The 23,137-nt window shown below is 71.7% G+C and carries 22 protein-coding genes; 9 read left to right on the top strand and 13 right to left on the bottom strand.

The genetic code is table 11. The features are described from left to right. Positions 1-52: 52 nt before the first annotated feature. Both ACGFW6_RS28370 and ACGFW6_RS28365 read right to left on the bottom strand, forming a co-directional pair. Complete coding sequence (locus ACGFW6_RS28370; protein ID WP_393515677.1) at positions 53-1,471, bottom strand: HEAT repeat domain-containing protein; 1,419 nt, start codon at positions 1,469-1,471, stop codon at positions 53-55. Between the two features lie 300 nt (positions 1,472-1,771). Further along, on the bottom strand, positions 1,772-2,164 hold the full coding sequence (locus ACGFW6_RS28365) for an ankyrin repeat domain-containing protein (protein WP_393515674.1): 393 nt from the start codon (positions 2,162-2,164) through the stop codon (positions 1,772-1,774). 328 nt (positions 2,165-2,492) lie between these two features. Here ACGFW6_RS28365 and ACGFW6_RS28360 point away from each other — a divergent pair, with 328 nt between their 5' ends. Both ACGFW6_RS28360 and ACGFW6_RS28355 read left to right on the top strand, forming a co-directional pair. Further along, entirely contained in the window at positions 2,493-2,687 is a 195-nt protein-coding gene (locus ACGFW6_RS28360; protein WP_004002760.1) for a hypothetical protein, read from the top strand. Positions 2,688-2,727: 40 nt separating this feature from the next. After that, positions 2,728-4,362: an ABC transporter ATP-binding protein gene (locus ACGFW6_RS28355; RefSeq protein ID WP_393515671.1), complete on the top strand. Its 1,635-nt coding sequence runs from the start codon at positions 2,728-2,730 to the stop codon at positions 4,360-4,362. A gap of 474 nt (positions 4,363-4,836) precedes the next feature. Here ACGFW6_RS28355 and ACGFW6_RS28350 read toward each other — a convergent pair whose 3' ends face one another. Beyond that, the gene (locus tag ACGFW6_RS28350; RefSeq protein WP_393515668.1) at positions 4,837-6,345 is read right to left on the bottom strand and encodes a PLP-dependent aminotransferase family protein; all 1,509 of its coding nucleotides are present in this window, start codon (positions 6,343-6,345) and stop codon (positions 4,837-4,839) included. Positions 6,346-6,409: 64 nt separating this feature from the next. Between ACGFW6_RS28350 and ACGFW6_RS28345 the strand changes: the two genes are divergently transcribed. The 4 genes from ACGFW6_RS28345 to ACGFW6_RS28330 all read left to right on the top strand — a co-directional run bounded on the left by ACGFW6_RS28345 (position 6,410) and on the right by ACGFW6_RS28330 (position 9,965). Next, positions 6,410-7,126 (top strand): YitT family protein, encoded by a 717-nt coding sequence (locus ACGFW6_RS28345; protein WP_393515665.1) that lies wholly within the window; start codon positions 6,410-6,412, stop codon positions 7,124-7,126. Further along, a complete protein-coding gene (locus ACGFW6_RS28340) occupies positions 7,123-7,893 on the top strand; it encodes a glycerophosphodiester phosphodiesterase (RefSeq protein ID WP_393515662.1) in 771 nt (256 codons plus the stop codon). Before ACGFW6_RS28345 ends, ACGFW6_RS28340 begins: the two co-directional genes overlap by 4 nt. 60 nt (positions 7,894-7,953) lie before the next feature. After that, positions 7,954-9,312, top strand: a complete 1,359-nt coding sequence (locus ACGFW6_RS28335; RefSeq protein ID WP_393515659.1) for an MFS transporter — start codon at positions 7,954-7,956, stop codon at positions 9,310-9,312. A 278-nt stretch (positions 9,313-9,590) separates the two neighbouring features. Continuing rightward, on the top strand, positions 9,591-9,965 hold the full coding sequence (locus tag ACGFW6_RS28330) for an RNA polymerase-binding protein RbpA (protein ID WP_003977404.1): 375 nt from the start codon (positions 9,591-9,593) through the stop codon (positions 9,963-9,965). 221 nt (positions 9,966-10,186) lie between these two features. Here the strand turns inward: ACGFW6_RS28330 and fxsA are convergent, their stop codons facing one another. The 4 genes from fxsA to ACGFW6_RS28310 form a co-directional block, all read right to left on the bottom strand. Beyond that, positions 10,187-10,741 carry an FxsA family membrane protein gene (gene fxsA, locus ACGFW6_RS28325; RefSeq protein WP_393515656.1) on the bottom strand — a complete coding sequence of 185 codons (555 nt, stop codon included), beginning with the start codon at positions 10,739-10,741 and terminating at the stop codon, positions 10,187-10,189. A gap of 149 nt (positions 10,742-10,890) precedes the next feature. Then, on the bottom strand, positions 10,891-11,853 hold the full coding sequence (locus tag ACGFW6_RS28320; protein WP_393515653.1) for a polyprenol monophosphomannose synthase: 963 nt from the start codon (positions 11,851-11,853) through the stop codon (positions 10,891-10,893). 556 nt (positions 11,854-12,409) lie between these two features. Then, positions 12,410-14,014 (bottom strand): amidohydrolase, encoded by a 1,605-nt coding sequence (locus ACGFW6_RS28315; RefSeq protein ID WP_393515650.1) that lies wholly within the window; start codon positions 14,012-14,014, stop codon positions 12,410-12,412. Positions 14,015-14,136: 122 nt separating this feature from the next. Beyond that, complete coding sequence (locus ACGFW6_RS28310; protein ID WP_393515647.1) at positions 14,137-14,577, bottom strand: Lrp/AsnC family transcriptional regulator; 441 nt, start codon at positions 14,575-14,577, stop codon at positions 14,137-14,139. 268 nt (positions 14,578-14,845) lie between these two features. Here ACGFW6_RS28310 and ACGFW6_RS28305 point away from each other — a divergent pair, with 268 nt between their 5' ends. Further along, on the top strand, positions 14,846-15,286 hold the full coding sequence (locus ACGFW6_RS28305) for a hypothetical protein (RefSeq protein WP_393515644.1): 441 nt from the start codon (positions 14,846-14,848) through the stop codon (positions 15,284-15,286). A gap of 28 nt (positions 15,287-15,314) precedes the next feature. On the opposite strand, the gene ACGFW6_RS28300 is transcribed toward ACGFW6_RS28305, so the two are convergent. Both ACGFW6_RS28300 and ACGFW6_RS28295 read right to left on the bottom strand, forming a co-directional pair. Continuing rightward, the gene (locus ACGFW6_RS28300) at positions 15,315-16,412 is read right to left on the bottom strand and encodes a phosphotransferase family protein (RefSeq protein WP_393515641.1); all 1,098 of its coding nucleotides are present in this window, start codon (positions 16,410-16,412) and stop codon (positions 15,315-15,317) included. 12 nt (positions 16,413-16,424) lie between these two features. Continuing rightward, positions 16,425-17,510: a hypothetical protein gene (locus ACGFW6_RS28295; protein WP_393515776.1), complete on the bottom strand. Its 1,086-nt coding sequence runs from the start codon at positions 17,508-17,510 to the stop codon at positions 16,425-16,427. A 203-nt stretch (positions 17,511-17,713) separates the two neighbouring features. Here ACGFW6_RS28295 and ACGFW6_RS28290 point away from each other — a divergent pair, with 203 nt between their 5' ends. Further along, a complete protein-coding gene (locus ACGFW6_RS28290) occupies positions 17,714-17,965 on the top strand; it encodes a hypothetical protein (protein ID WP_393515638.1) in 252 nt (83 codons plus the stop codon). Here the strand turns inward: ACGFW6_RS28290 and ACGFW6_RS28285 are convergent. After that, complete coding sequence (locus ACGFW6_RS28285) at positions 17,928-19,100, bottom strand: acyl-CoA dehydrogenase (RefSeq protein ID WP_393515635.1); 1,173 nt, start codon at positions 19,098-19,100, stop codon at positions 17,928-17,930. The genes ACGFW6_RS28290 and ACGFW6_RS28285 overlap by 38 nt on opposite strands. Positions 19,101-19,434: 334 nt before the next feature. Between ACGFW6_RS28285 and ACGFW6_RS28280 the strand changes: the two genes are divergently transcribed. After that, a complete protein-coding gene (locus ACGFW6_RS28280) occupies positions 19,435-20,685 on the top strand; it encodes a glycoside hydrolase family 18 protein (protein WP_393515632.1) in 1,251 nt (416 codons plus the stop codon). A 64-nt stretch (positions 20,686-20,749) separates the two neighbouring features. Here ACGFW6_RS28280 and ACGFW6_RS28275 read toward each other — a convergent pair whose 3' ends face one another. The 3 genes from ACGFW6_RS28275 to ACGFW6_RS28265 all read right to left on the bottom strand — a co-directional run bounded on the left by ACGFW6_RS28275 (position 20,750) and on the right by ACGFW6_RS28265 (position 23,116). Then, the gene (locus tag ACGFW6_RS28275) at positions 20,750-21,409 is read right to left on the bottom strand and encodes a TetR/AcrR family transcriptional regulator (RefSeq protein WP_393515629.1); all 660 of its coding nucleotides are present in this window, start codon (positions 21,407-21,409) and stop codon (positions 20,750-20,752) included. A gap of 146 nt (positions 21,410-21,555) precedes the next feature. Next, on the bottom strand, positions 21,556-21,696 hold the full coding sequence (locus tag ACGFW6_RS28270) for an SCO1431 family membrane protein (protein ID WP_393515626.1): 141 nt from the start codon (positions 21,694-21,696) through the stop codon (positions 21,556-21,558). 46 nt (positions 21,697-21,742) lie between these two features. Beyond that, positions 21,743-23,116 carry a peptidase C39 family protein gene (locus ACGFW6_RS28265; RefSeq protein ID WP_393515623.1) on the bottom strand — a complete coding sequence of 458 codons (1,374 nt, stop codon included), beginning with the start codon at positions 23,114-23,116 and terminating at the stop codon, positions 21,743-21,745. Positions 23,117-23,137 lie beyond the last annotated feature (21 nt).

Genomic DNA, 23,137 nt, shown 5'->3' with positions numbered 1-23,137 from the left:
CCGTGTTCACCCGGCGAGCGGATCTCCGCGAGATTCACAGGGTGAACACATGTCAGCTCGCGCTCGCGTCGGGGCCGATCCGGCTGCGTACGGCGGTCTGGACCTCGGCCTCCTCGGCCGGATCCGCGGCGAGCCTGCGCAGTCGCTCGACGACGCGCGCGTCCCCGGTCTCGGCGTGCCGGGCGGCGATCTCGCGGGTGGTCTCCTCGCAGTCCCAGAGGCATTCGACGGCGAATCCGGACGGGAAGGAGGGGTCGGTGGCGGCCAGGGCACGGGCGGTGCGGCAGCGCAGATGGGACGAGGCGGTCTCGCGGTAGATGTGGCGCAGCACGGGGGCGGCGCAGGCGATGCCGAGCCGTCCGGTGCCGTCCACGAGGGTCCACAGCGTCGGGGCGTCGGGCCCTTCGCCGCGTACGGCTTCCCGTAGGGCGGCCAGGACGAGGTCCTTGTCCTCGGCTCCGCCCCGGCAGGCGAGCATGCGTCCGGCGGCGGCGCCGAGCGGATCGGGCCGTCGGGCCCAGCCGCGCGCCCGGTCGACGGCGGCGACGCTGCGCATGCGCTCGAAGGCGTCGACGGCGGCCTCCACGACGGCGGAGGTGCCGGTGAGCACGGCCGCCTCGATCAGGTCGAGGGCGTCCGGGTCGTTGCTGTCGGCGAGGTAACGCAGAGCGGTACAGCGGGCTCCGTCGATGCCGTCCCGGGCGGCGGCCAGGATCTCGGGCCGGTCCTCCGGGCCGGCGACGGCCATGAGGCAGCGGGCGGCCGGCACATGGAGAGCGGCACCGCGCTCCATGCCCTGCTGGGCCCACTCGAAGACCGCCTGCACGCTCCACCCCGGACGGGGCCCGGTAGGTCGCATCTGCCGCTGCCAGCGGTCGAAACAGCCGGCCTCCTGAGCGGCACGCACCCGCGTGGCGATGGATTCGCGCGGATCCTCGGCCCACAGCCGCCAGGGCCGTGGCTCGAATGCGTCGCGTACGGCGGTGGCCAGCTCGGCCTCGCCCTCGGGGTCGGCGGGGAAACGCGCGAGCACGGGCGCGGCGAGGGCGCGCAGCCCGGTGTCGTCGTCCCGGAGCGCGAGTTCGTCCAGCGCCCAGGCCCAGTTGGAGCCCGAGGCGGCGTACCTGCGCAGCAGTTCCAGGGCGTCCCGCCTGCCGTAGGAGGCGAGGTGGCCGAGGACGGCCAGGGCCAGGCCCGTGCGTGACTCCTCGGTGTCGAGGACGTCCTCGACGTCGAAGAGGTGGGCCTCGATCTCGTCCAGCTCGCCGCTGAGGTCGAGGTAGAGACGGGCGTAGTACAGGGAGCGGTTCTCCACCTGCCAGTCGTGGCGGGGGTCCCGCAGCACGCAGTGGTTCAGAGCCGCGAGCGCCTCGGCCCGCGGGGCGGTGAGCGCGTGCAGTGTGCCGTCGCCGCGGCCCCGCTGGAGCAGGCCGAGCAGCGTTCCACTGGGCGCTATGACCGGTTCGAACATGGGAAACAGCCTCACATCAAGCGTCGACGCAACCGGGGTTCTTGCTTCACCTGGCCGCGTGACAACACGTCGGGGCGCCCGCCGTTTCCTGCTTGCTGTAGACCATCTTCCTCTGCCTCTCGTAGGTGGCCCGTGCGGACCGATCACGGCCCGCGCGGTGCGGCAACACCTGCCCAGCCATCGCGTCCGTGAATCACGACGTCATGATGACTCGGCACTCACATCTGCCGCGACCGAAATTTCGGCGGCCCTGTACCGCCTCCCCCGTTTTCTGTGTTTCAGCCGGTCAGAGCGTTCGGCTCAGTGGGCGCCGAACAGTTCGAGCAGCTCCGCCTTGGCGAACATCCGGGCGGTGTCGACGGCCGAGGGAGTGCCGGCGGCCGGGTCGGCGCCGCCCTCCAGAAGAGCCTTGATCACTTCCGTCTCGCCCTTGAAGACGGCACCCGCGAGTGGTGTCTGGCCTCGGTCGTTGACGCGGTTCGCCTCGGCGCCGCGGGCGAGCAGGGCGCGTACCGCGTCTGCGTGGCCGTGATAGGCGGCGAGCATCACGAGGGAGTCGCCGCGGTCGTTGGTGAGGTTGGCCGGAACGCCTGCGTCGACGTACGCCACGAGCGCCTCGGTCTGTCCCTGCCGGGCCAGATCGAAGATCTTGGTCGCGAGCTCCACGACCTCGGGGTCGGGGGCATCGGTCATGGCCGGACCGCCTCTCACTACGTGCACGGGGACTGCGGGGAACTGCGGGCTGCTGCGGGGAGCAAGGGTACGGCCGGCGAGCGGTGCTCGGCCGTACGAGTGATTCGCCAGCGTACTGGCTAGCGCGGCACATGACCCGGCGTGCCCGAGGCAAAGATCATCGCAGACACAGCCGGACGCATCACCCAAGCTCATCCGCCCGAGGACACTCCGCCACGCGGGGGAAATCTGCCGAATTTCACCCAGTTGCACCTTTTATCGTATGGATACATCCTGTGAGCCTGGAAGTACTCATGGTGACTGTCCCCACCGAACCAGGAGCACTCACATGATCCTCTCCATCTCAGGCGTCGTTCTGCTCGGCATCGTCGTCTTCATCTTCTTCCGCAAGGACGGGCTGAAGGCGTCGCACGCCCTGATCTCGGCCCTGTTCGGCTTCTATCTGGCAAGCACGGCGATCGCCCCGAGCATCAAGGCCGGCGGCGAGAGCCTCGCGAGCCTCCTGGGCGGCATCCAGTTCTGACGCCGCCCCATCCGCCCGTACGCACCTGTAGGAGACAGCAGTGGCCCGCCGCCCCCTCCCGCGCATCCTGAGCACAGGCAGCGCGCAGATCGCCCGGAGCCGGGATCTGGCCCGGGCGCAGTTCGCCCGAAGCCGGGAGCTGGCCCGGACGGCCGGCGACAGCGCCTCTGACGTCCTCCATCCACTGATCACGATCACCCGTGGTCTGCGCCGGCTGGCCTCGGCCGGGCGGCGCAGATGGGCCGAGACCCCCAAGGACAAGCGCGGACCGCTGCTGTTCCTGGTGGCCTCACTGGTCCTGGTCGTGGCACTCGTGCCGTACGGACCGCTGCTCGCCGTCATCACCGTGATGGCGGCGGCAGCCTGGCAGGGCCGGGACCGTAAGCCGACGGCACCCGAGGGCCCCGACGAGTCCCAGCTGGAACGCCTGCGGGCGCTGTACGAGGCACTGGTCCCGTACTTCTCCACGGCGGACGACCCGGCCCCGCTGTACACCCACGGCGGCGAGTGGGAGAAGGCCTTCCCGGAGTTCGACTTCGACGGCACCGGACGGATCAGCCGCCTCCTGGTGCGCTACCCGGCCTACTTCACCGACGGCGAGGCGCAGGCCCGCGCGCGGATCGAGCACCTGCTGACGACGAAGTCCGGCCGCGGCCGGGAGTACCACTTCGACTGGGACGAGGAGGGCAACGAACTCACGGTCTCCGTCCTCGCCCCGCTGCCCACCGACATCGCCGCCCAGCGTTTCGTCACGGCCCCCGGCGAGACCCTCCTCGGCTTCACCGACCCCAGCGGCGTCCAGCGCACGCTCCCCCTGAGTCACGGCGCCCAGCAGCGCGACGTACCGCCGGTCGTCTGGCGCACCGGCATCCGCTCCACCGAGCCGCACCTGCTGGTCGTCGGCCAGCCCGGCAGCGGCACCTCGACCCTGCTGCGCTCCATCGCGCTCCAGGCCCTGCAGTACGGCGACGTCGTCATCGTCGAGGGCGGCAGCACCGGCGAGTACGCCTGCCTGACCGGCCGCGACGGCGTCCTGGCCGTCGAGTGCGGGCTGGCCGGTGCGCTGGCCAGCATGGAGTGGGCCGCGACGGAGACGGAGCGGCGCCTGATCGCCGTGAACCGCGCGCGGCAGGCCGGCAACCCGCCGCCGGAGGACACCAAGCGTCCGCTGTGGCTCCTGCTGGACCGCCCGACCGCGTTCACCCACCTCGCCGCGGCGGACGACCGCAAGGACCCGCAGTCCCTGCTCCAGGTGCCCCTGCGGCACGGCCGCGCGGCGAACGTCACGGTCGTCGTCGCCGAGCAGTGGGACACCATGGACGCCCTGTCCGACGCGGTACGGCAGCACACGCGCGCGCGTGTCGTGCTCGGCCCCGCGACGGCCCCGCAACTGGAGTCGGCGCTGGGCGCCCCTCCGCACACCACGCCGGTGGCCGACGTCCCGCCCGGCCGCGGCTACGCCCGCCTGGGCACCGGCCCCGTGCACCGCCTCCAGGTCCCGGCGACCCCGGACCCCTACGACGACGCGACGAGCGACGTCCACCGCCAAGCGGTGCTGGAACTGCTGCCGGAGCGCACGACCCCGGTGGAGGCGGAACAGATGCCGACCCTGGAGAAGACCGAACAACAGCCGGAGCCGGTCCCCGCGGACGCCGTGGTGGCGGAGACGTCCTGACCACGCACGGCCACGGGCAGCCCTGAGACAGGCCCGCTCACCACTCCGGCGACAAACGACACACCGACTCCGGCCCACGCACGGCCACGGACGGCCCCGAGACAGGCCCGCTCACCACTCCGACGACAAACGACACACCGACACCGGCCCACGCACGGCCACGGACGGCCCCGAGACAGGCCCGCTCACCACTCCGACGACAAACGACACACCGACTCCGGCCCACGCACGGCCACGGACGGCCCCAAGGCAAGCCCGCTCACCACTCCGGCGACGAACAGCACACCCGACTCCGGCCCACGCGTGACCGTCCTTGGACAGGCCCACGCACCACTCAGGCGGTGAACGGCCGTTCGGGATTCCGGGCCCATCTGCGGCCCCGCGCGGCCCTCAAGCGGGCCCGCTCGGGCCGCGAAAGCCGTCCCGCTGCCGGCCGCCCCACCTGGCGCCACAGGCGCACCCAGACAGGCCCGCTCAGGCCACGAACGGCCGGATCGACTCCCCGGCGCCGCTCACCCCGCTCGCGCCGCTCTCCACCAGGCGGGCCGCCGCGGCGAGCCTGATCGCCGCCTCCTCGGCCACCGCACCGCCCACGGTGAACGGCAGCCGCACATACCCCTCGAAGGCTCCGTCGACCCCGAACCGGGGCCCGGAGGGCACCCGCACGCCGACCCGCTCCCCCGCCTCCGCGAGCCGCGACCCGGACAGACCTCCGGTGCGGACCCACAGCGTGAGCCCGCCGCCCGGCACCTCGAACTCCCAGTCGGGCAGCTCCCGGCGCACCGCGGCGACCAGCGCGTCCCGGTTCTCCCTGGCCTGCCCCCGTCGCACGTCCACGGCCTGCTCCCAGCCCCCGGTGCCGAACAGCCAGTTCACCGCCAGCTGCTCCAGCACGGGCGTGCCCAGATCGGCGTAGGCGCGCGCGGCCACGAGGCTGCGGATCACGTCCGGAGCCGCCCGCACCCAGCCGATCCGCATCCCCGCCCAGAACGCCTTGCTGGCCGACCCGACGGTGATCACCGTCGATCCGGCGGGGTCGAAGGCGCAGACGGGCCGGGGCATCTCGACGTCCGGGTCGAGCCACAGCTCGCTCATGGTCTCGTCGGCGACCAGCACCGTCCCGGCCGACCGCGCCGAGTCCACCAGCCGCCGCCGCTGGTCCTCGTCGGCCAGCGCGCCCGTCGGGTTGTGGAAGTCGGCGACGACATAGGCGAGCCGCGGGGCGGCCTCGCGCAGCACCTGCCGCCAGCGGTCCACGTCCCAGCCGGAGAGCCCCTCGGCCATGGCGACGGGCACGAGCCGGGCGCCCGCCTCCCGCATCAACTGGAGGATGTTGGCGTACGACGGCGACTCGACGGCGATCCGCTCACCGCGCCCCGCGAACAGATGGCAGATCGCGTCCATGGCGCCCATCGCGCCGGTCGTCACCATGATCTGCTCGGGCATGGTCGGAATCCCGCGCTCCGTGTACCGCTCGGCGATCATCGACCGCAGAGCGGGCAGCCCGGCCGGATAGTCGCCGTGGGTGTGGGCGTACGGCGGCAGTTCCTCCAGGGCGCCCTGGACGGCGCGGGTCAGCCACGGCTCGGGCGCGGGGAGCGCCGCGGTGCCCAGGTCGATGATCGAGCCGAGCGCCTCGGGCGGCAGCGGCTCCAGGCCGCGCGCGGGCAGCGGGTTCCCTGCCGGTACGGCGGTCCAGCTCCCCGCCCCGCGCCGGGACTCCAGGAACCCCTCGCTGCGCAGTGCCTCGTAGGCGGCGGCCACGGTGGTGCGGCTCACGGAGAGTGCGAGGGCCAGCTCCCGTTCGGCGGGCAGGCGCGCGGCGACCGGTACGCGCCCCTCCAGGACGAGCAGCCGGATGCCGTCGGCCAACGCCCGGTAGGCAGGCGGACGTTTGCTGCCCGGCCCGGCTGGGCGATCCTGCTGGGAGGTGAGGAGTCGGGCGAGCTGCGCGGCACCCACCGCGGAAGTCCACTGCGCCATGATTTCCAGTCCACCTTCTCCGAATTGGCCATGGATGGCGTTGCATCCCAAGCCACAGGGTGTCATGCATCAGGCCACTACCACCACAGGGGGGCACGTCTTGTCCACGCAGGGGCATGTCGCACAAGGGTCCACGCAGGGGCATCTCGTCCGACGGCTGTCACAGCTCTACATCGGGCTCACGCTGTACGGCGTGAGCTCGGCTCTGCTGGTCGAGGCGGGTCTCGGCCTGGAGCCCTGGAACGTGCTGCACCAGGGCCTCGCCGAGATCACCGGCCTGACGATCGGCGTCGTCTCGATCATCGTGGGCGCCGCGGTGCTGCTGTTGTGGATCCCGCTGCGTCAGCGCCCGGGCCTGGGCACCGTCTCCAACGTCTTCGTGTGCGGTCTCGCCATGGACGGCACGCTCGCCCTGCTCCCCGAGGCACACACCCTGGCCGTGCGGATCCCGCTCCTCGTGGCCGGCATCCTGCTCAACGGCGCGGCCACCGGCCTCTACATCGCCGCCCGCTTCGGCCCCGGACCCCGCGACGGCCTGATGACCGGACTGCACCGGCGCACCGGCCGCTCGATCCGCCTGATGCGCACGGCCGTCGAGATCGCCGTCGTGGTGACCGGCTTCGCCCTGGGCGGCACCGTCGGCATCGGCACCCTGCTCTACGCCCTGTCGATCGGCCCGCTCGCCCAGCTCTTCCTGCGGGTGTTCGCCGTCCCCACGGCATCCGACGGCAGCACGGTCGTTGCCACCGGGCAACCCCGGGGAGCGATACTGCGTCCGTGAGCACCACGCGGATACGCCACCCCTACCTCGATCATCCCGGCCCCATCGCCTTCGCCCATCGCGGCGGGGCGGCGGACGGCCTGGAGAACACCGAGTTCCAGTTCCGGCGCGCGGTCGAAACGGGCTACCGGTACATCGAGACCGACGTCCACACCACGCGCGACGGCAAGCTCGTCGCCTTCCACGACTCGACCCTGGACCGGGTGACGGACGGGGCGGGCCGGATCGCCGACCTGCACTGGGACGACGTACGGCAGGCGCGCGTGGCGGGCAAGGAGCCGGTGCCCCTGTTCGAGGAGCTGCTGGAGACGTTCCCCGACGTCCGCTGGAACGTCGACCTCAAGGCGGAGCCGACGCTGCACCCCTTCCTGGAGCTGATCGAGCGCACCGACGCCTGGGACCGCGTCTGCGTGGGCTCCTTCTCCGAGGCCCGCGTCGTCCGCGCCCAGCGGCTGGCCGGCCCCCGCCTCGCCACCTCGTACGGCACCCGGGGCGTGCTGAACCTGCGGCTGCGCTCCTGGGGAGTGCCGGCCGCCCTGCGGCGTTCGGCCGTCGCCGCCCAGGTGCCCGAGACGCAGTCCGGCATCCAGGTGGTGGACCACCGCTTCGTGCGCACGGCCCACGCGCGCGGGCTCCAGGTGCACGTGTGGACCATCAATGATCCCGATGCGATGCACCGGCTCCTGGACCTGGGAGTCGATGGCATCATGACCGATCACATCGACACGTTGCGCAAGGTCATGGAGGACCGGGGCGTCTGGGTCTGACCCGGTCTCCGGCTCCGTCCGCCCTCGCGCGGGATCATCACGGGGAAGCGAGGGCACGGGGTGGGCACCGATACCGTGCGAACCGACGCGGCCGACGAGGCGGCGGGACGGCGGCGCGAGCAGCGCGGCTGGTACTTCTACGACTGGGCGTGCTCCGTCTACTCGACGAGCGTGCTCACCGTGTTCCTGGGCCCCTATCTGACGTCGGTCGCCGAGAAGGCGGCGGACGCGGACGGCTTCGTCCACCCTCTGGGCATACCGGTGCGGGCGGGCTCCTTCTTCGCGTACTCGGTGTCCCTGTCGGTCATCGTGGCCGTCCTGGTGATGCCCCTGGTGGGCGCGGCCGCCGACCGCACCGGCCGCAAGAAACCCCTGCTCGCGGTAGCCGCCTACGTCGGGGCGGCCGCCACCACGGCCATGTTCTTCCTGGGCGGCGACCGCTACCTGCTCGGCGGAGTCCTGCTGGTCGTGGCGAACGCGGCCCAGTCGGTCGCGATGATGCTCTACAACTCCTACCTGCCGCAGATCGCCCCGCCCGAGGAACGCGACGCGGTCTCCTCCCGGGGCTGGGCCTTCGGCTACGCGTCGGGCTCGCTGATGCTGATCGTGAACCTGGTCCTGTACCTGGCACACGACTCCTTCGGCGTCTCGGAGAGCACCGCCGTCCGTATCTGCCTGGCCTCGGCCGGCCTGTGGTGGGGCGCCTGGGCGCTCATCCCGCTACGGCGGCTGCGCGACCGCCCTTCCGCCGGCGACCGGGGGACCCGGCCCGCGGGCGCGATGGGCTTCCGGCAGCTCGCCGCGACGATCCGCGACATGCGCCGCCACCCGCTGACCCTCGCCTTCCTGCTGGCCTACCTGATCTACAACGACGGCATCCAGACCGTGATCTCCCAGGCGTCGATCTACGGCTCCGAGGAACTGGGCCTCGGGCAGTCCACGCTCATCGGCGCCGTGCTGCTGGTCCAGGTGCTGGCGGTGGCGGGCGCGCTGGGGATGGGACGGCTGGCGCGGATCTACGGGGCGAAGCGGACGATCCTCGGCTCGCTCGTGGCGTGGACGGTGACGCTGGCGGCCGGATACTTCCTGCCGGCCGGGGCTCCGGTCTGGTTCTTCGTCCTCGCGGCCGGCATCGGGCTGGTCCTCGGCGGCAGCCAGGCCCTGTCCCGCTCCCTGTTCTCGCACCTCGTCCCGCCGGGCAAGGAGGCCGAGTACTTCTCCGCCTACGAGCTCAGCGACCGCGGCATGAGCTGGCTGGGCCCGCTGCTGTTCGGCCTCACCTACCAGCTGACCGGCAGCTACCGGGACGCGATCATCTCCCTGGTGGCCTTCTTCGTCATCGGGTTCGTCCTGCTCGCCAGGGTTCCGGTGCGCAGGGCGATCGACGACGCGGGCAATCCGGTGCCGACCACGATTTAGCGTTCAGCGTGAAAGGGCGGTAGTGTACGCGTTTGGCCTGCCAGGCGTACCGTTACTGCGCGTCAAAGATGCCGAAACGCTGGGTTACATCTGCTAGCAGATGTGACAAACCGGGCGCCGGTGGGTACGACATTGGTCAGCAAGGCTGCGGCTACGACGGCGACGCACGACCCGGGACGTGACGCGGAACGGGAATCTTTACCGCCGACCGGACGTTGACCGGATGACGACGACAGCGACACCTGTCCTGTGGGCGACAAGCCCGGGAGGCACGATTCATGAGTGAGCGAGCTCTTCGCGGCACGCGCCTCGTGGTGACCAGCTACGAGACGGACCGCGGTATCGACCTGGCCCCGCGCCAGGCCGTGGAGTACGCATGCGAGAAGGGGCACCGCTTCGAGATGCCCTTCTCGGTCGAGGCGGAGATCCCGCCGGAGTGGGAGTGCAAGGTCTGCGGAGCCCAGGCACTCCTCGTGGACGGCGACGGCCCTGAGGAGAAGAAGGCCAAGCCCGCGCGTACGCATTGGGACATGTTGATGGAGCGGCGCACCCGCGAGGAACTCGAAGAGGTCCTCGAGGAGCGTCTCGCCGTACTGCGGTCCGGGGCGATGAACATCGCGGTTCACCCCCGGGACAGCCGCAAGTCCGCATAATCCCACCGCGGCCCTGGGTGGACTGACACCAGGTAACGCGTACAACCGCGGGCGCCGTACGTCTTGATGACGTACGGCGCCCGCGGTTTCGTATGCCCGATTCCGAGTGCGGACCGAGCACCAAGGGGCTTGGGACCAAGCGTGAAGCGCGTGGGACGCGAAGGGCCTGGGGCGCGAAGGGCCTGGGATACGTGCCCCTCGCGCGCGGACCGTTCGGCAGCTCAGCCGGTCAGCGGCGGCCGGGGCCCCTGCGGGGCGTCGCCCGGCTCGTCCCGGATGACCTCACCCTGCACGACCTTGCCGTCCGGCCGGTGAATACGGGCCTGCTGGAAGGCATCGCCGAACGAACCGGGGTTCGCCTCGCGGATCTTTCGGTCGAAGGTCCGCTCGGCATAGCGGCTCAGGACCTTCTGGACCGGCGGGATCAACAGGAGCAGACCCAGCGCGTCCGAGATCAGGCCCGGCAGCATGATCAGCAGGCCGCCCAGCATCATCAGACCGTTGCCCCCGCCGCCGGCGGGGGTGCCGCCGCGCTGCAGCGCCTCGTTCAGCGCCTGGAAGGCGCGCCGGCCGGCCCGCTTGATGACCACCGAGCCGAGCACGAGACCGGCGACCAGCAGCAGGAACACCGCGAGTCCGCCGATCGCGTCCGCGACCACGGTCAGCAGCCAGATCTCCAGCACCAGCCACGCGGCGATGCCCAGCGGCAGGAAGGTGCGCAGCCGGGAGCGCCGGGGCGTTGCGGGATGCGTCGGAGTCGGTGCGCCAGTCGTCATGCGTCCAGTGTGCCTGGGCGCGGCTCAGAGCGGGATAAACGGGCTCCGGGACCCGACAGCGCGATCACGGGCCGCGGCGCCGACGCGGACTCTCGCGCGACGGCGGGACACCGAGACGCCGTCACCGACGGGCGCCTCGGGCCCTACGCCTACGCCTGCGGCTGCGGGGGCTGCTGCTCCGGGTTCTGCTGCGACTCCGGCATCGAGTCGGACTCCGGCCCCGGCTTGGGCTCCGACTCCGACTCCGACTCCGACTGCGGCTGTGACTCTCGCTTCGGCTCCGACTCCGGCTGCGTCTCCCGCTTCGGCCGGGACGCCGAGGCCGGCTTGGGACGGCCGAGCAGCTTGCCCACCCGCTCCTGCGCTCCCCACGTGGTGACCCGCCACAGCGCCTCGACCAGGATGTCGCGGCTCATCTTCGAGTCACCGAGCTCCCGCTCGACGAAGGTGATCGGCACCTCCACCACGTGGTAGCCGGCCTTGACCGCGCGGCGGGCGAGGTCGACCTGGAAGCAGTAGCCCTGGGAGGCCACGTCGTCCAGGCCGAGGCCCTGCAGCGTCTCGCGGCGGAAGGCCCGGTAGCCGCCGGTGATGTCGCGCAGCGGCAGGTCCAGGGCGACCCGGGAGTACAGGCTGCCGCCGCGGGAGATGAACTCCCGGGACTTGGGCCAGTTGACGACCCGGCCGCCGGGCACCCAGCGGGAGCCGAGCACGAGGTCGGCGCCCTTGAGGGCGGTCAGCAGACGGGGCAGTTCCTCGGGCTGATGGGAGCCGTCGGCGTCCATCTCGATGAGGACGCCGTAGTCGTGCTCGATGCCCCAGCGGAAGCCGGCGAGGTAGGCCGCGCCGAGGCCCTCCTTGCCCTTGCGGTGCAGGACCTGGACGTGGTCGTCCTCGGCGGCCAGTTCGTCCGCGAGCTTGCCGGTGCCGTCGGGGCTGTTGTCGTCGGCCACCAGGACGTGCGCGTCCGGCACCGCCTTGCGGACCCGGCCGACGATGCTCTTGATGTTCTCCGCCTCGTTGTAGGTCGGAATGATCACCAACGCCGTGCCGAGCGGACCGAACCGCTTCCCCCGGTCCTGTGCCGCGAGGGTCCCGTCGCCGTCGTTCACTGCTGCCCCTTCATCTCCGTACGCAGAGGACCACCATAGTGGTCGCGGCCTGCGCTGACGTGACAGCACGGTCGTACGGCGGCGCTGATTGCACAAGAGCGAGGCGGGTGCGGGTTTCGCGCGGCCCGTGATCCGGTGCACGCACGCTGCGGATGGGGGCCCGGCGCCCTTCGGGCCGACCTGGGACCCGCTGGCTGCGGGTCGACCGAAAGCCGTTGTCTACTGAGCGCCCGGGCCCCACCCGGGTCACACCTCCCCGACCGGCCGGAAAGTTCCGTCGTCGCCGCGCGAGCGCTGAGCCTGGCTCCCAGTGGCGGTGCCCGGTGCGGCACACCGTCCCTGACCCAGCGGCGTTGCGACGGGCTCCCGGAAGTTCCGCGGTTGCCCGGTCGGGCGTCCGGTGGTGGACTCGGCCGAACCTACCGGCCTCGGACCTCCGCCTGTCAACAGCCGTTTGACCTGCGGTTTTTCGCCTCTTTCGCTGGTCAGCGCAGAGGATGCGCAGGTCGCGCGACGGGGCGGCGCGCGGTGATCGGGTTCGCGCCACCCCGGGAGATCACTCGCCCGGCCGTACGAAGACCGTTCGTCCGCCCACCACCGTGCTCAGACAGACCGGCAGGTCACGGCCCGGGGTGAGGTCGGGCAGGCCAGGGGTGCCGGAGCGCGGGTCGGTGGACCAGCGCGCGACGCGGTCGTCGGGGGCCTGGACCACCAGTTCGTCGGTGCGCCACACGGCGTAGTCGGCGGGTGCGCCGGGCACCAGCACACCCGCGTCGTCGCGTCCGACCGCCCGCCAGCCGCCGCGGGTGTGCGCCGTGAACGCGGCGCGCACCGAGACCCGGTGCTCGGGCGTGTGGTGGAAGGCGGCCGCGCGGACCGTGCCCCAGGGGTCGAGGGGCGTGACGGGGCTGTCGGAGCCGAAGGCGAGCGGGACGCCCGCGCGCAGCAGGGCCGCGAAGGGGTTGAGGGAACGGGCACGTTCGGCGCCGAGGCGCTGGACGTACATCCCCTCCTCACCGCCCCACAGCGCGTCGAAGGCGGGCTGCACCGAGGCCGTCAGGCCCAGCTCGGCGAAGGCGGCCACGGTGTCGGGGGTGAGCATCTCGGCGTGCTCGACGCGGTGCCGGGCGGCACGGACGCGGGCGAGGCCGACCTTCTCGGCGGCGGCCCGCACGCCCTCCACCACGGCGGTCACCGCGGCGTCCCCGATGGCGTGGAAGCCCGCCTGGAGGCCCGCCTCGGTGCAGGCGGCGACGTGGGAGGCGACGGCGGCCGCGTCCAGGTAGGCGGTGCCGCTGTGGCCGGCGTCGGCGTACGGCTGGTGCAGGCAGGCGGTGTGCGAGCCGAGAGCGCCGTCGACGAAGAGGTCACCGGCGGCGCCGAGCGCCCCCAGGTCGCGCGCCTTGGCCACGTCCTGCTCGGCCCAGTAGCCGACGACGCGCGGCCCGGCCTCCTCGGCGGCGAGCCTGAGCAGGCCGGAGAAGTCGTCCTCGGAGGAGATGTCCGGCCCGCCGCACTCGTGGACGGTGCCGATCCCGAGGGAGGCGGCGTGCGCCAGCGCGGCCCGCTGGGCCTCGACGCGCTGGGCCGGGGTGATGGAGGCGAGCGCGGTCGCGCGGACCGCGTGGTGGGCGTCGGCGACGAGCGGGGCGTCGGGGGCGCCGAGGTTCCCGGGGGTCATGTCCAGCAGAGCCGTGGTGACGACCGCCGAGTGGACGTCGATGCGGGACAGGTACAGCGGCCGGCCGCCGGTGGCCGCGTCGAGTTCGGCACGCGTCGGCGGGCGGCCACCGGGCCAGCGGGACGCGTCCCAGCCGTGGCCGAGCAGGACGCGGTCGGCCGGGCGGGCCGCCGCGAAGTCCCGTACGAGTGCGAGAGCGGCCTCCAGGGACGCGGCGCCGCTCAGGTCGAGGCCGGTCAGGGCGAGGCCCGTGGCGGTGGTGTGCACATGGGCGTCGGTGAACGCGGGGGTGACCAGGGCACCGTCCAGGTCGACGACCTCGTCCACGCCGCTCGCGAAGGCGTCGGCGGCCCCCTCGGACCCGACCCAGGCGACCTGCCCGCGCTCCACGACCATCGCGGTGGCGAAGGGGTCGGCGGGGCTGTGGACCTCTCCTCGGCGCAGGAGAACGGTCTTGGGCTGGGCGGCGGTGTCACTCATGGGGAACAGTCTCGCCCCTCACGCCGGCCCCTCTGGACCGGGGGCCGTCGCCACGTCTTCCAGGGGCGCGGGGAGCTGCGCGACAAGCCGTGGACGCCCCGCGGCCGAAGAGCGACCGGTGATCAGATCTTCGGCGGCCGCGCTTCATACGGCGTGGACAGGACAACCGTGGTCCGGGTGGAGACCCCGGCCAGCGACCGCACCCGGGCCAGCAGCTCCTCCAGCTCGTGCGGCGTGGCCACCCGGACCTTGAGGATGTAGTTCTCGTCGCCCGCCACGCTGTGGCAGGCCTCCAGCTCGGGCACCCCGGCGAGCCGGTCCGCGATGTCGTCGGGGGCACTGGGGTCGAACGGTTTCACCGAGATGAAGGCCGTCATGGGCAGCCCCACGGCCTCCGGGTCGACGACCGCGGCATAGCCACGGATGACGCCACGCTGCTCCAGCCGGCGCACCCGCTGGTGCACGGCCGACGTGGACAGGCCCGTGGCCTTGCCCAGGTCGGTGTAGCTCATCCGCCCGTCCTTGACGAGCAGCTGCACGATTTGTCGGTCCAGCTCCTCCATGGCGCAAGAACCTACAGTGCGGCTGATCTCCACCGATACCTCTGCAGCGCAGGTCATGCCCGGTTTGTGATGTGGCGCGCGGTCCGCTGTGAGCCACCTGAGGGACAAACCGGCCGCCTCGGGCACCTGCGAACGGCATGTGACGAAGGCCACAGTCCCCGAACAGGCTCCGTGATGCCCCCGTGATTAATGCCGAGACGAGGCGGGAAGTGCTTGCTGTGGTCGAGGCCGCAGTGCCGTCACGGCCCAGCCCGAGGGGGAGAATCCCATGCAGAGTCTTAAGCGCCCTGGTCGTACCACGCCCAAGCGGCAGCAACTGATCGTCGAGCCCGCTCCGGAGGGTGTCGAACCCGACGCCCTGGAGGACGACGACGAACTCGACGCGTACGACACCTTCGAGATGTACCGGGTGATCTGCCCGGACTGCGCGCAGCCCATCGCACTGCTGGCGGACGAGGAGATCCTGCCGGAGCACGCGCTGTGCGCCTCGCCGTGGAACCCGTTCGGCCTCACGGTCTGCGCCGGTACGGGCCGCCGGGCCGCCGAGGCCCGCTCCGCCGACGAGTCGGACGAGCCCCAGGAGCAGGACACCGCCCTGCTGTTGACGCTGCCTCAGGGGCTGGACTGGCGGACGCAGCCCTTCTCGCACGTCGGCGGCCCGGGCTCACGCCCCATGAGGGTCCCGGTGATGCGGCGCCAGGCCGCCTGAGCGCGCTCTGCGCTCGTCCGCGCCTCGCTCAACTCCAGTAGCTGCCCTGCACCATGGCTCGCAGGCTGCCGTGGTGCAGGATCAGTGTGTCCGGGTCCGCCGGGACGGCCACTTCGCCGAAGTGGGCCTGGCGGTAGGCGATGCGCAGCATGACGACGGCGTGCCGCAGCGCGGCGTACAGCGTGTAGAAGTCCATGTCGCGCGGGGTGTGGCCGGTGAGTTCGGCATAGCGTGCCTCCACCCGGTCGCGGCGCAGGAAGTCCGGCAGTCCGCGCTGCCCGAAGGCGACCGTGAGGTCCTGGAAGAAGCGGTGCAGATAGACGGTCCAGCCGAGGTCGACCTCGCGCGGGGCCAGGGCCGCCATCTCCCAGTCCAGGACGGCCGCGGGGGTGAAACCGTCGTAGACGACGTTCCCGATGCGCGCGTCGCCCCAGTTGAGCACGGGTGTGCCCGGATCGCGCGGCCAGAGGTCCTCCAGCCGGTCGAAAGCGTCCTCGATCAGCGGTGAGCGGGCGATCCCCTCAACCACCCATTCGTAGTAAGCGCGTTGGGCCGTGACGTGCCGCCGCAGGGCGTCCCCCGCACCCGGCAGGGCGAGGAAATGCGTCTCCTGCTCCGGCACTTGGTCGTGCAGCCGGGCCAGCAGGCCGATCGAGGCCGCCTCCAGCCGCTCGCGCTCCTCGTCGCTCGCGGCGTGCAGCCAGTTGCCCTCGTAGGTGTACGGCATGACGTCCGGCGGCACGCGCCCCTCGACGCGCTCCATGACGAAGAAGGGCGCGCCGAGCGGACCGGGGTCCTCCTCCAGCCACAGCACCCGGGGCACGGGAAGATCCGTGTGCTCGGCGACGACGCGCATCGTCCGGTACTGGCGCGGCATGTCGTACACCGGGAAGACGGTGTACGCCGCCGGGTCGGCCGCGAGGCGCAAGGCGCAGGCCCGCAGCGGTGGTTCGGGGTGCCGGATGTCGAAGAGCAGGGTCTCGCTGGACAGGCCGTTCGACTCGGGGACGGTGACGCCGACCGCCTCGGCACCGGGCAGCCTGGTGCGCAGCCAGGCGGTGAGGCGGCGGGTGATCTCCCCCGGGTCCCGGGTGGTGGTGCGCGGGCGCGGTGCCGTGGCTGCCATGACGCGAACCCCCTAGGGTGCGACCGACGTGAAGTCCGTGAAGCCGCTCGGGTCGTGGCGCCCGAACGAGCCGTGCTCGAAGATGCCGTGGCCGGTCCGGCCGTCCAGCCGGAAGCGCGCGGCGTGGTCGGTGACGCCGTACGCGGCCGACGGGTGCGGCTCGGTGAGGTCGTAGGTGCGCCGGTCGGTCCAGCCGTGCCCGCGCCAGGTGCCGTGCTGCCAGTCGTCGGCGGGCGGGTAGCCGGCCCCGACGGCGAGCGGCGAGGAGGCGAGGATCTCCACCTCCAGCTCCTGCGGCTTGCGGAGGTCGCCGAGATGGATGAGGGCGCGTTCGGGGTGGCGGGTGCCCGGCCGGTAGGTGATCTCGGCCTGGGGCCAGCCGAGTTGGAGGTCCCGGCGGCCGGGGCGGACCAGGGTCGCCTCGTTCAGCGAGCGGTGTCCGTCGGCGTCCTCCTGGAGGATCACCATCAGGAACCGGTCCTCGAAGCGGACCGGGCACCAGATCCAGTGGAAGCCCTCCGTCGGGTGCTCCTCGGCGAGACGGCCGCCCTCCTCCCCCGGGATGGGCCGCACACCCCAGCTGCGGTCCCGGGTGCCGGTCCACTCCCCCTCGGTGACCCGGAACTCCTCACCCCCGGCACGGATCACGCCCGTCACGCTTCCCGCCTGCACGAAGCGGCGCCCTTCGAGGGTGAGCCGCTCGCCGCGGCGCTGAACGTGATGGGGTTCCCACAGCGCCGGGAAGCCGGCGGTCCAGGTGAGGTCGTACGACAGCGAGTCACCGGGCACGGAGCTGCCGCTCGGAGGGCCGCCCGCCCGGGACTCGCTGTCGCACACGAGCCGCAGCCGGCGCAGCGGCTCGTCCACCTCGATCCGCAGCGGCCCGACGGCGAGCCGCATGCGGTCCTCACCGAGCGCGTCCGAGGCGCGTACGGCGTGCAGGGTGTCCCCCACCCTGAGGGTCGCGTAGGCGTCGATCACCCCGGCGTTCGGATACACCCCGAGACCGAGGATCAGCAGCGCACGCCCCTCGTGGTCGAGGACGTGGAAGATGCAGCGGTCGTAGGCGTTCCGGTCGCCGGTCGCGACGTGCTTCATGGACAGGGGCACCTGATGCACCGGGTACTCGTCGAGCGGTACCGGGCGGTCGTCGTCGACCACGGCAAACCTCCCTGGACGCGGGCTGGGCTGACGGTACGTCAGACAGCCTCGGGTGACCAGAGAGGGAACCGGACGCGGGTGAACTCACGCCCGATTCCGACCGGCGGTGACTTGTCCCGGCACCTCCGCGTTGCCCTGGTATGCCCCACACCTACTACGGGACCGGGCCCCAGCGCCGCGTCTTCGTCCCCCGGCCCGCAGGAACGCTTCAGCCCCCGGCGCCCCCGCAGCAGCAGGATCCGCCGATCTACCGCGACCTGATGCGGATGTGGGCCGACCGGGGCCGCACCCTGCCCGGGCACCACGACCCGGAGTGGATCCGGCTCGCGGCACCGCAGGTCAAGCACGGTCAGTTCAGCGTCCCTCGGGACCAGCCAGGTGACGGGCGATGACCATCCGCTGAATCTGGTTCGTGCCCTCGACGATCTGGAGGACCTTGGCCTCGCGCATGTAGCGCTCGGCCGGGAAGTCCGCGGTGTAGCCGTACCCGCCGAGGATCTGGACGGCGTCGGTGGTGACCTTCATCGCCGTGTCGGTGCAGTGCAGCTTGGCCATCGCCGCCTGCTTGGCGAACGGCCGGCCGGCGTCCCGCAGCCGCGCCGCCGCGAGGTACAGCGCACGGCCCGCCTCGATCTGGGTGGCCATGTCGGCGAGCATGAAGCGCAGGCCCTGGAAGTCGGCGATCGGCTTGCCGAACTGCCGGCGCTCGGTCGCGTACGTCACCGCCTCGTCGAGCGCCGCCTGGGCGACACCGATCGCGCAGGCCGCGATGCCGAGCCGGCCGGAGTCGAGCGCGGACAGGGCGATGGCGAAACCCTGGCCCTCGTCGCCGATGCGCCGCTCGTCGCCGACCCGGACACCGTCGAAGTGGACCTGGGCGGTGGGCGATCCCTTCATGCCCATCTTCTTCTCTGGCAAAGCCGCGCTCAGTCCGGCCGTGTCACCGGGCACCAGGAACGCGCTGATCCCGCGCGGGCCGTCCTCGCCGGTGCGGGCCATGACGGTGTAGAAGTCGGCGATCCCGCCGTGGGTGATCCACGCCTTGGTGCCGCTGATCACCCAGCTGTCACCGTCACGCACGGCCTTCGTCCGCAGGGAGGCCGCGTCGGATCCGGAGGCCGGCTCGGACAGGCAGTACGCGCCGAGGAGCCCGCCGCCGAGCATCGCGGGGAGGTGCTCGACCTGCTGCTGCTTGGTGCCGTAGGTGGCGAGCGCGTAGCAGGCCAGGGTGTGCACGCTGACGCCGAGGCCGACGGTGAGACGCACGGCGGCGAGCTCTTCGAGAACCTGGAGATAGACCTCGTACGGCTGGTCGCCGCCGCCGTACTCGGAGTCGTACGGCAGGCCGAGCAGTCCGGATTCGGAGAGCAGGGTGAAGACCTCGCGCGGGAAGCGTCCGGCGTCCTCCTCCTCGGCCGCCTTCGGGGCGATCTCGCGCTGCGCGATGTCGCGGACGAGCGAGATCAGATCCCGGGCCTCGTCCGTCGGCAGTTGACGGTCCACCGGCTGCGGGGCGCGGTCGGGCATGGCGACGATCCTCCCTGTCGGGCACGTCGGCGGTCGTACGCCTTGGGTGGGGCGGCTCCGCCGGGTCTCACTGGTGCCGGGCCGATGCTCGCATTTCCGGGTCTCGGAAGCTGCTGACCAGCGGCTGTGCGCTGTGAGTATGCCCGATCGGAGGCATCGCGTCACCAGTTAACGACCGCTCACATCAATAAGTGTCCGACACGTCATCAACGCTTCCACAATTGGTCCGAACCATTGACGTACTGGTCTAGTCCTCCTACCGTGACGGATCAACGCATCATCGCGTCCATGCCAATCGGCACATGCTCCCCTCTCCCCCACGAGGAGACACCCGATGCACCTCTCGCACCGCCCCCGCGCCCGGCTGATGGCGCTCGTCTCCGCCGCGTGCGCGGCCGTGCTCGGCGCCGGACTGCTCGCCGGCGCGAGCACCGCGACCGCTGAACCGTCCGACGCCGCCCAGCCCGCGGCCGAGCTGGCCGCCGGCTCCAAGGTCGTCGGCTACTTCACGGAATGGGGCACCTACGACCGCAAGTACTACGTCAAGAACATCGAGACCTCGGGCTCGGCGGCCAAGCTGACCCACATCAACTACGCCTTCGGCAACGTCACCGGCGGCAAGTGCGCGATGGGCGACTCGTACGCCGCGACCGAACGCACCTACACCGCCGCGGAGTCGGTGGACGGCGTCGCCGACACCTGGGACCAGCCGCTGCGCGGCACCTTCAACCAGCTGCGCGAGCTGAAGAAGAAGCACCCGGGCCTGAAGGTCCTCTATTCCTTCGGCGGCTGGACCTGGTCGAGCGGCTTCGGCGAGGCGTCGCGCAACCCGGCCGCGTTCGCCCAGTCCTGCTACGACCTGGTCGAGAACTCCAAGTGGAAGGACGTCTTCGACGGCATCGACATCGACTGGGAGTACCCGAACGCCTGCGGCGCCACCTGCGACACCAGCGGGCGGGAGGCGTTCAAGAACCTGATGTCGGCGGTGCGCGCCAAGTTCGGCTCCGGCAACCTGGTCACCGCCGCGATCACCGCCGACGCGACCAGCGGCGGCAAGATCGACGCGGCCAACTACGCGGGCGCGGCCCAGTACGTCGACTGGTACAACCCGATGACGTACGACTTCTTCGGGGCCTGGGACGCGACCGGTCCGACGGCTCCGCACTCGGCACTGAACTCCTACTCCGGCATCCCGAAGGCGGGCTTCCACACCTCGGCGACGATCGCCAAGCTCAAGAGCCTCGGCGTCCCGGCGTCCAAGCTGCTGCTCGGCATCGGCTTCTACGGCCGCGGCTGGACCGGCGTCACCCAGTCGGCGCCCGGCGGTACGGCGACCGGGGCGGCCGCCGGCACCTATGAGGCGGGCATCGAGGACTACAAGGTCCTCAGGACCAAGTGCCCGGCGACCGGGACGGTGGGCGGCACCGCCTACGCCAAGTGCGGCACCAACTGGTGGAGTTACGACACCCCGGCGACCATCGGGACGAAGATGACGTACAAGAACCAGCAGGGGCTGGGCGGGACCTTCTTCTGGGAGCTGAGCGGGGACACGGCGAACGGTGAGCTGATCAAGGCCATCAACTAGCCGGTCCCACGGGGGGCTTGGGGCGGAGGACCACGAGACCTCCGCCCCATGCGCGTGTCCGGACTCAGTCGTCCCGGCGAGCGGGCTCCGGGGCGGGGTAGGCGGGGTCGAGCTCCTCGATGGAGCGCATGGCGCCGCCGAGCATCTTCACCAGCAGCTCGCGCATGGTGTCCCGGGGCAGCTCGGGGCGGTCTATCCAGTCGAGGGTGGCGCCCTCCACGCTGCACACCCAGGCGAGCAGGCCCATGCGGGCCAGCGGGGCGATGTCGGTCCGGCCGTACGCCCCCTCGGAGAGGGTCGCGACGATCGCCTCGCGCACGCCGTCCCGGATGGCGTGCACCTCGGTGTCGAAGCCGACGCCGCCGCTGACGATGGTGCGGTAGGCGGCCTGGTTGTGCTCGGCGTAGCGCAGGTAGCTGTCGATGGTGCGGTGGACCCGGTCCACCGCGTCCAGCTCGATGCCGCTCGCCGCGTAGGTGACCAGGTCGGCGACGGAGTCCTGGATGATGGCCAGGTAGTAGCCGCGCTTGGACTGGAAGTAGTAGTAGATCAGCCCCTTGGCGACATGGGCCTGGCGGGCGATGTCGTCCATGGAGAGCGCGTCGTACGACGTGTCGGCGAACAGTTTCCGCCCGATGGCGATGAGTTCGGCACGGCGCGCCACCGAACGTTCGGTGCCACGTGCCCGGGGACGGGCCGCGTCGCGCGGTTGACTAATATTCAATTTAGACCCTGTTGTTCAACGGGCTGCGGGACATCGGCAGTATGGCAGACCTTCACCAGTCGCCCGTTCGAGTCTGAACGACTCTGACGTACGCATGAACAACAGGGTCGGTATTTGTCCACACAAACGTTTCTGTGTGGGTCAGCTCACAGCAGGCCGAGCTGCGTGACGAGCATGGCGACGACCACGACGAGGGTCCAGCCCAGGGCGTGCTCGAGGATCTTGGGGCCGTCCTGCCGGGGGCCGCCGGTGCGGGCCCGGGCGGCTGCGGCCGAGTGCGTGGTCATATGTCCACCTTGCCATCGGGCACGTCGTGTGCGGCGGAGACCTTGCTCACAGGACGCCCACGGCGGCGAGCGCGGCTCGCTGGCGCGGGCTCGGGCACGCGGGGAAGTACAGGTAGCAGACGCCGCCGGTGCCGGAGACGACCTTGCCGCTGGCGTTGTACCGCTTGGTCCTCAGCCAGATGTTCTCCCACTCGCGCCGCTTGTAGACGCGCCGGACGGCCTCGTTGCTCGCGGAGTTCGGGTCGTTGGCGATCACGTCCCCCTCCGCGGTGAAGCCGATGACGGTCATCAGATGGCCCGCGGTGCCGTACCCCGCCCCGGTCAGTTCCTCCTTCAGGAAGGACTGGGACGTTATGGCCGGGATGCCGGCCGCGATCAGCGTCTCCAGGTCGGTGAGCGAGCCGAGCCGGGTGACGACACCCTGGAGCTCGTCGAAGGTGGCCGCGTAGGCGGCGTTGAACGGCCAGTTCCCGCAGCCGTCGTACTGGTAGTCGAAGGTGAACCGGGCCGCGTGGCAGACCTGCGGGTCGGCGAAGGCCGGGTCGACCCAGGACGTCTGCTCCGGGGTGAGGCGGCCTCCCCAGTACTCGACGATCATCTGCGAGGAGGTGGGGCTGCACCAGGCCTCGCCGCCGTTGTCGTACTCCGGGTACTGGCCGACGTGGGTCTCCTGCGAGTAGCGCGGGACAGCCAGCTCCTGGGCGAGGCCGGGAGTGGAGGCCGGGACGGTGAAGCGGTCGGGGACGTCGGAGCCCATCGCCCCGACCCGCCACACCTTGGGGGTGAGCCGGGTGCCGGGCCTGCGGTAGAGGGTGAGCCGGAGCCGGTACGCGGCCAGCCGCAGCCCGGTGGCCGGGTCGTCGATCGCGAAGGTGTCCGTCCAGACGCTGCTTCTGCCGTCGCTCTGGTCGTCGACCGAGGTCCGGCGGATGTCCTGGTCACCGGCGGCCCAGCGGCCGAGGACGTACCAGGGGGTGGCCGTGCCGTCGGAGTACGTGCCTTCCAGTTCGATCTGGATCCAGGTGCCCTCGGGGGTGTGCGCGTTCCAGGAGGCGATCGCCTCGGTCGCGGGCACGCCGAGCCGGTGGACCGGGGAGGTCCAGGTCGCGTACTCCCAGCTCGCGGTCCGGCCGGTGTGGGGGTCGGTGTAGTCGACGGTGCCGGCGGGCGCGGTGATCACGATGCCCGGACGGCGGCCGGAGAGGGCCCGGGTGCCCTCAGCGGTGCCGCAGCGCCAGTCGCGGTACGTGGTCCAGGCGCGGTTGTCGACCGTGCGGGCCCGGGCGTCGGCGGAGGGCGAGGGGTCGGCGGCGGTCTCGGCGATGCTGTCGGCTGCGGCCGGGCCCGCGCCGCCGGCGACGGCCGCGGCGACCGCGGCGGCGAGGACGGTTCTGCGGGACGGCTGTTCGGCTCTGCTCATGGGCGGATGACCCCCAGGTGT

This window comes from Streptomyces sp. Y7, assembly GCF_043195415.1.
Taxonomy (GTDB): Bacteria; Actinomycetota; Actinomycetes; order Streptomycetales; family Streptomycetaceae; genus Streptomyces.
The sequence above is the reverse complement of the archived record's forward strand: the minus strand, read 5'-3'. Positions and strand labels throughout refer to the sequence as shown.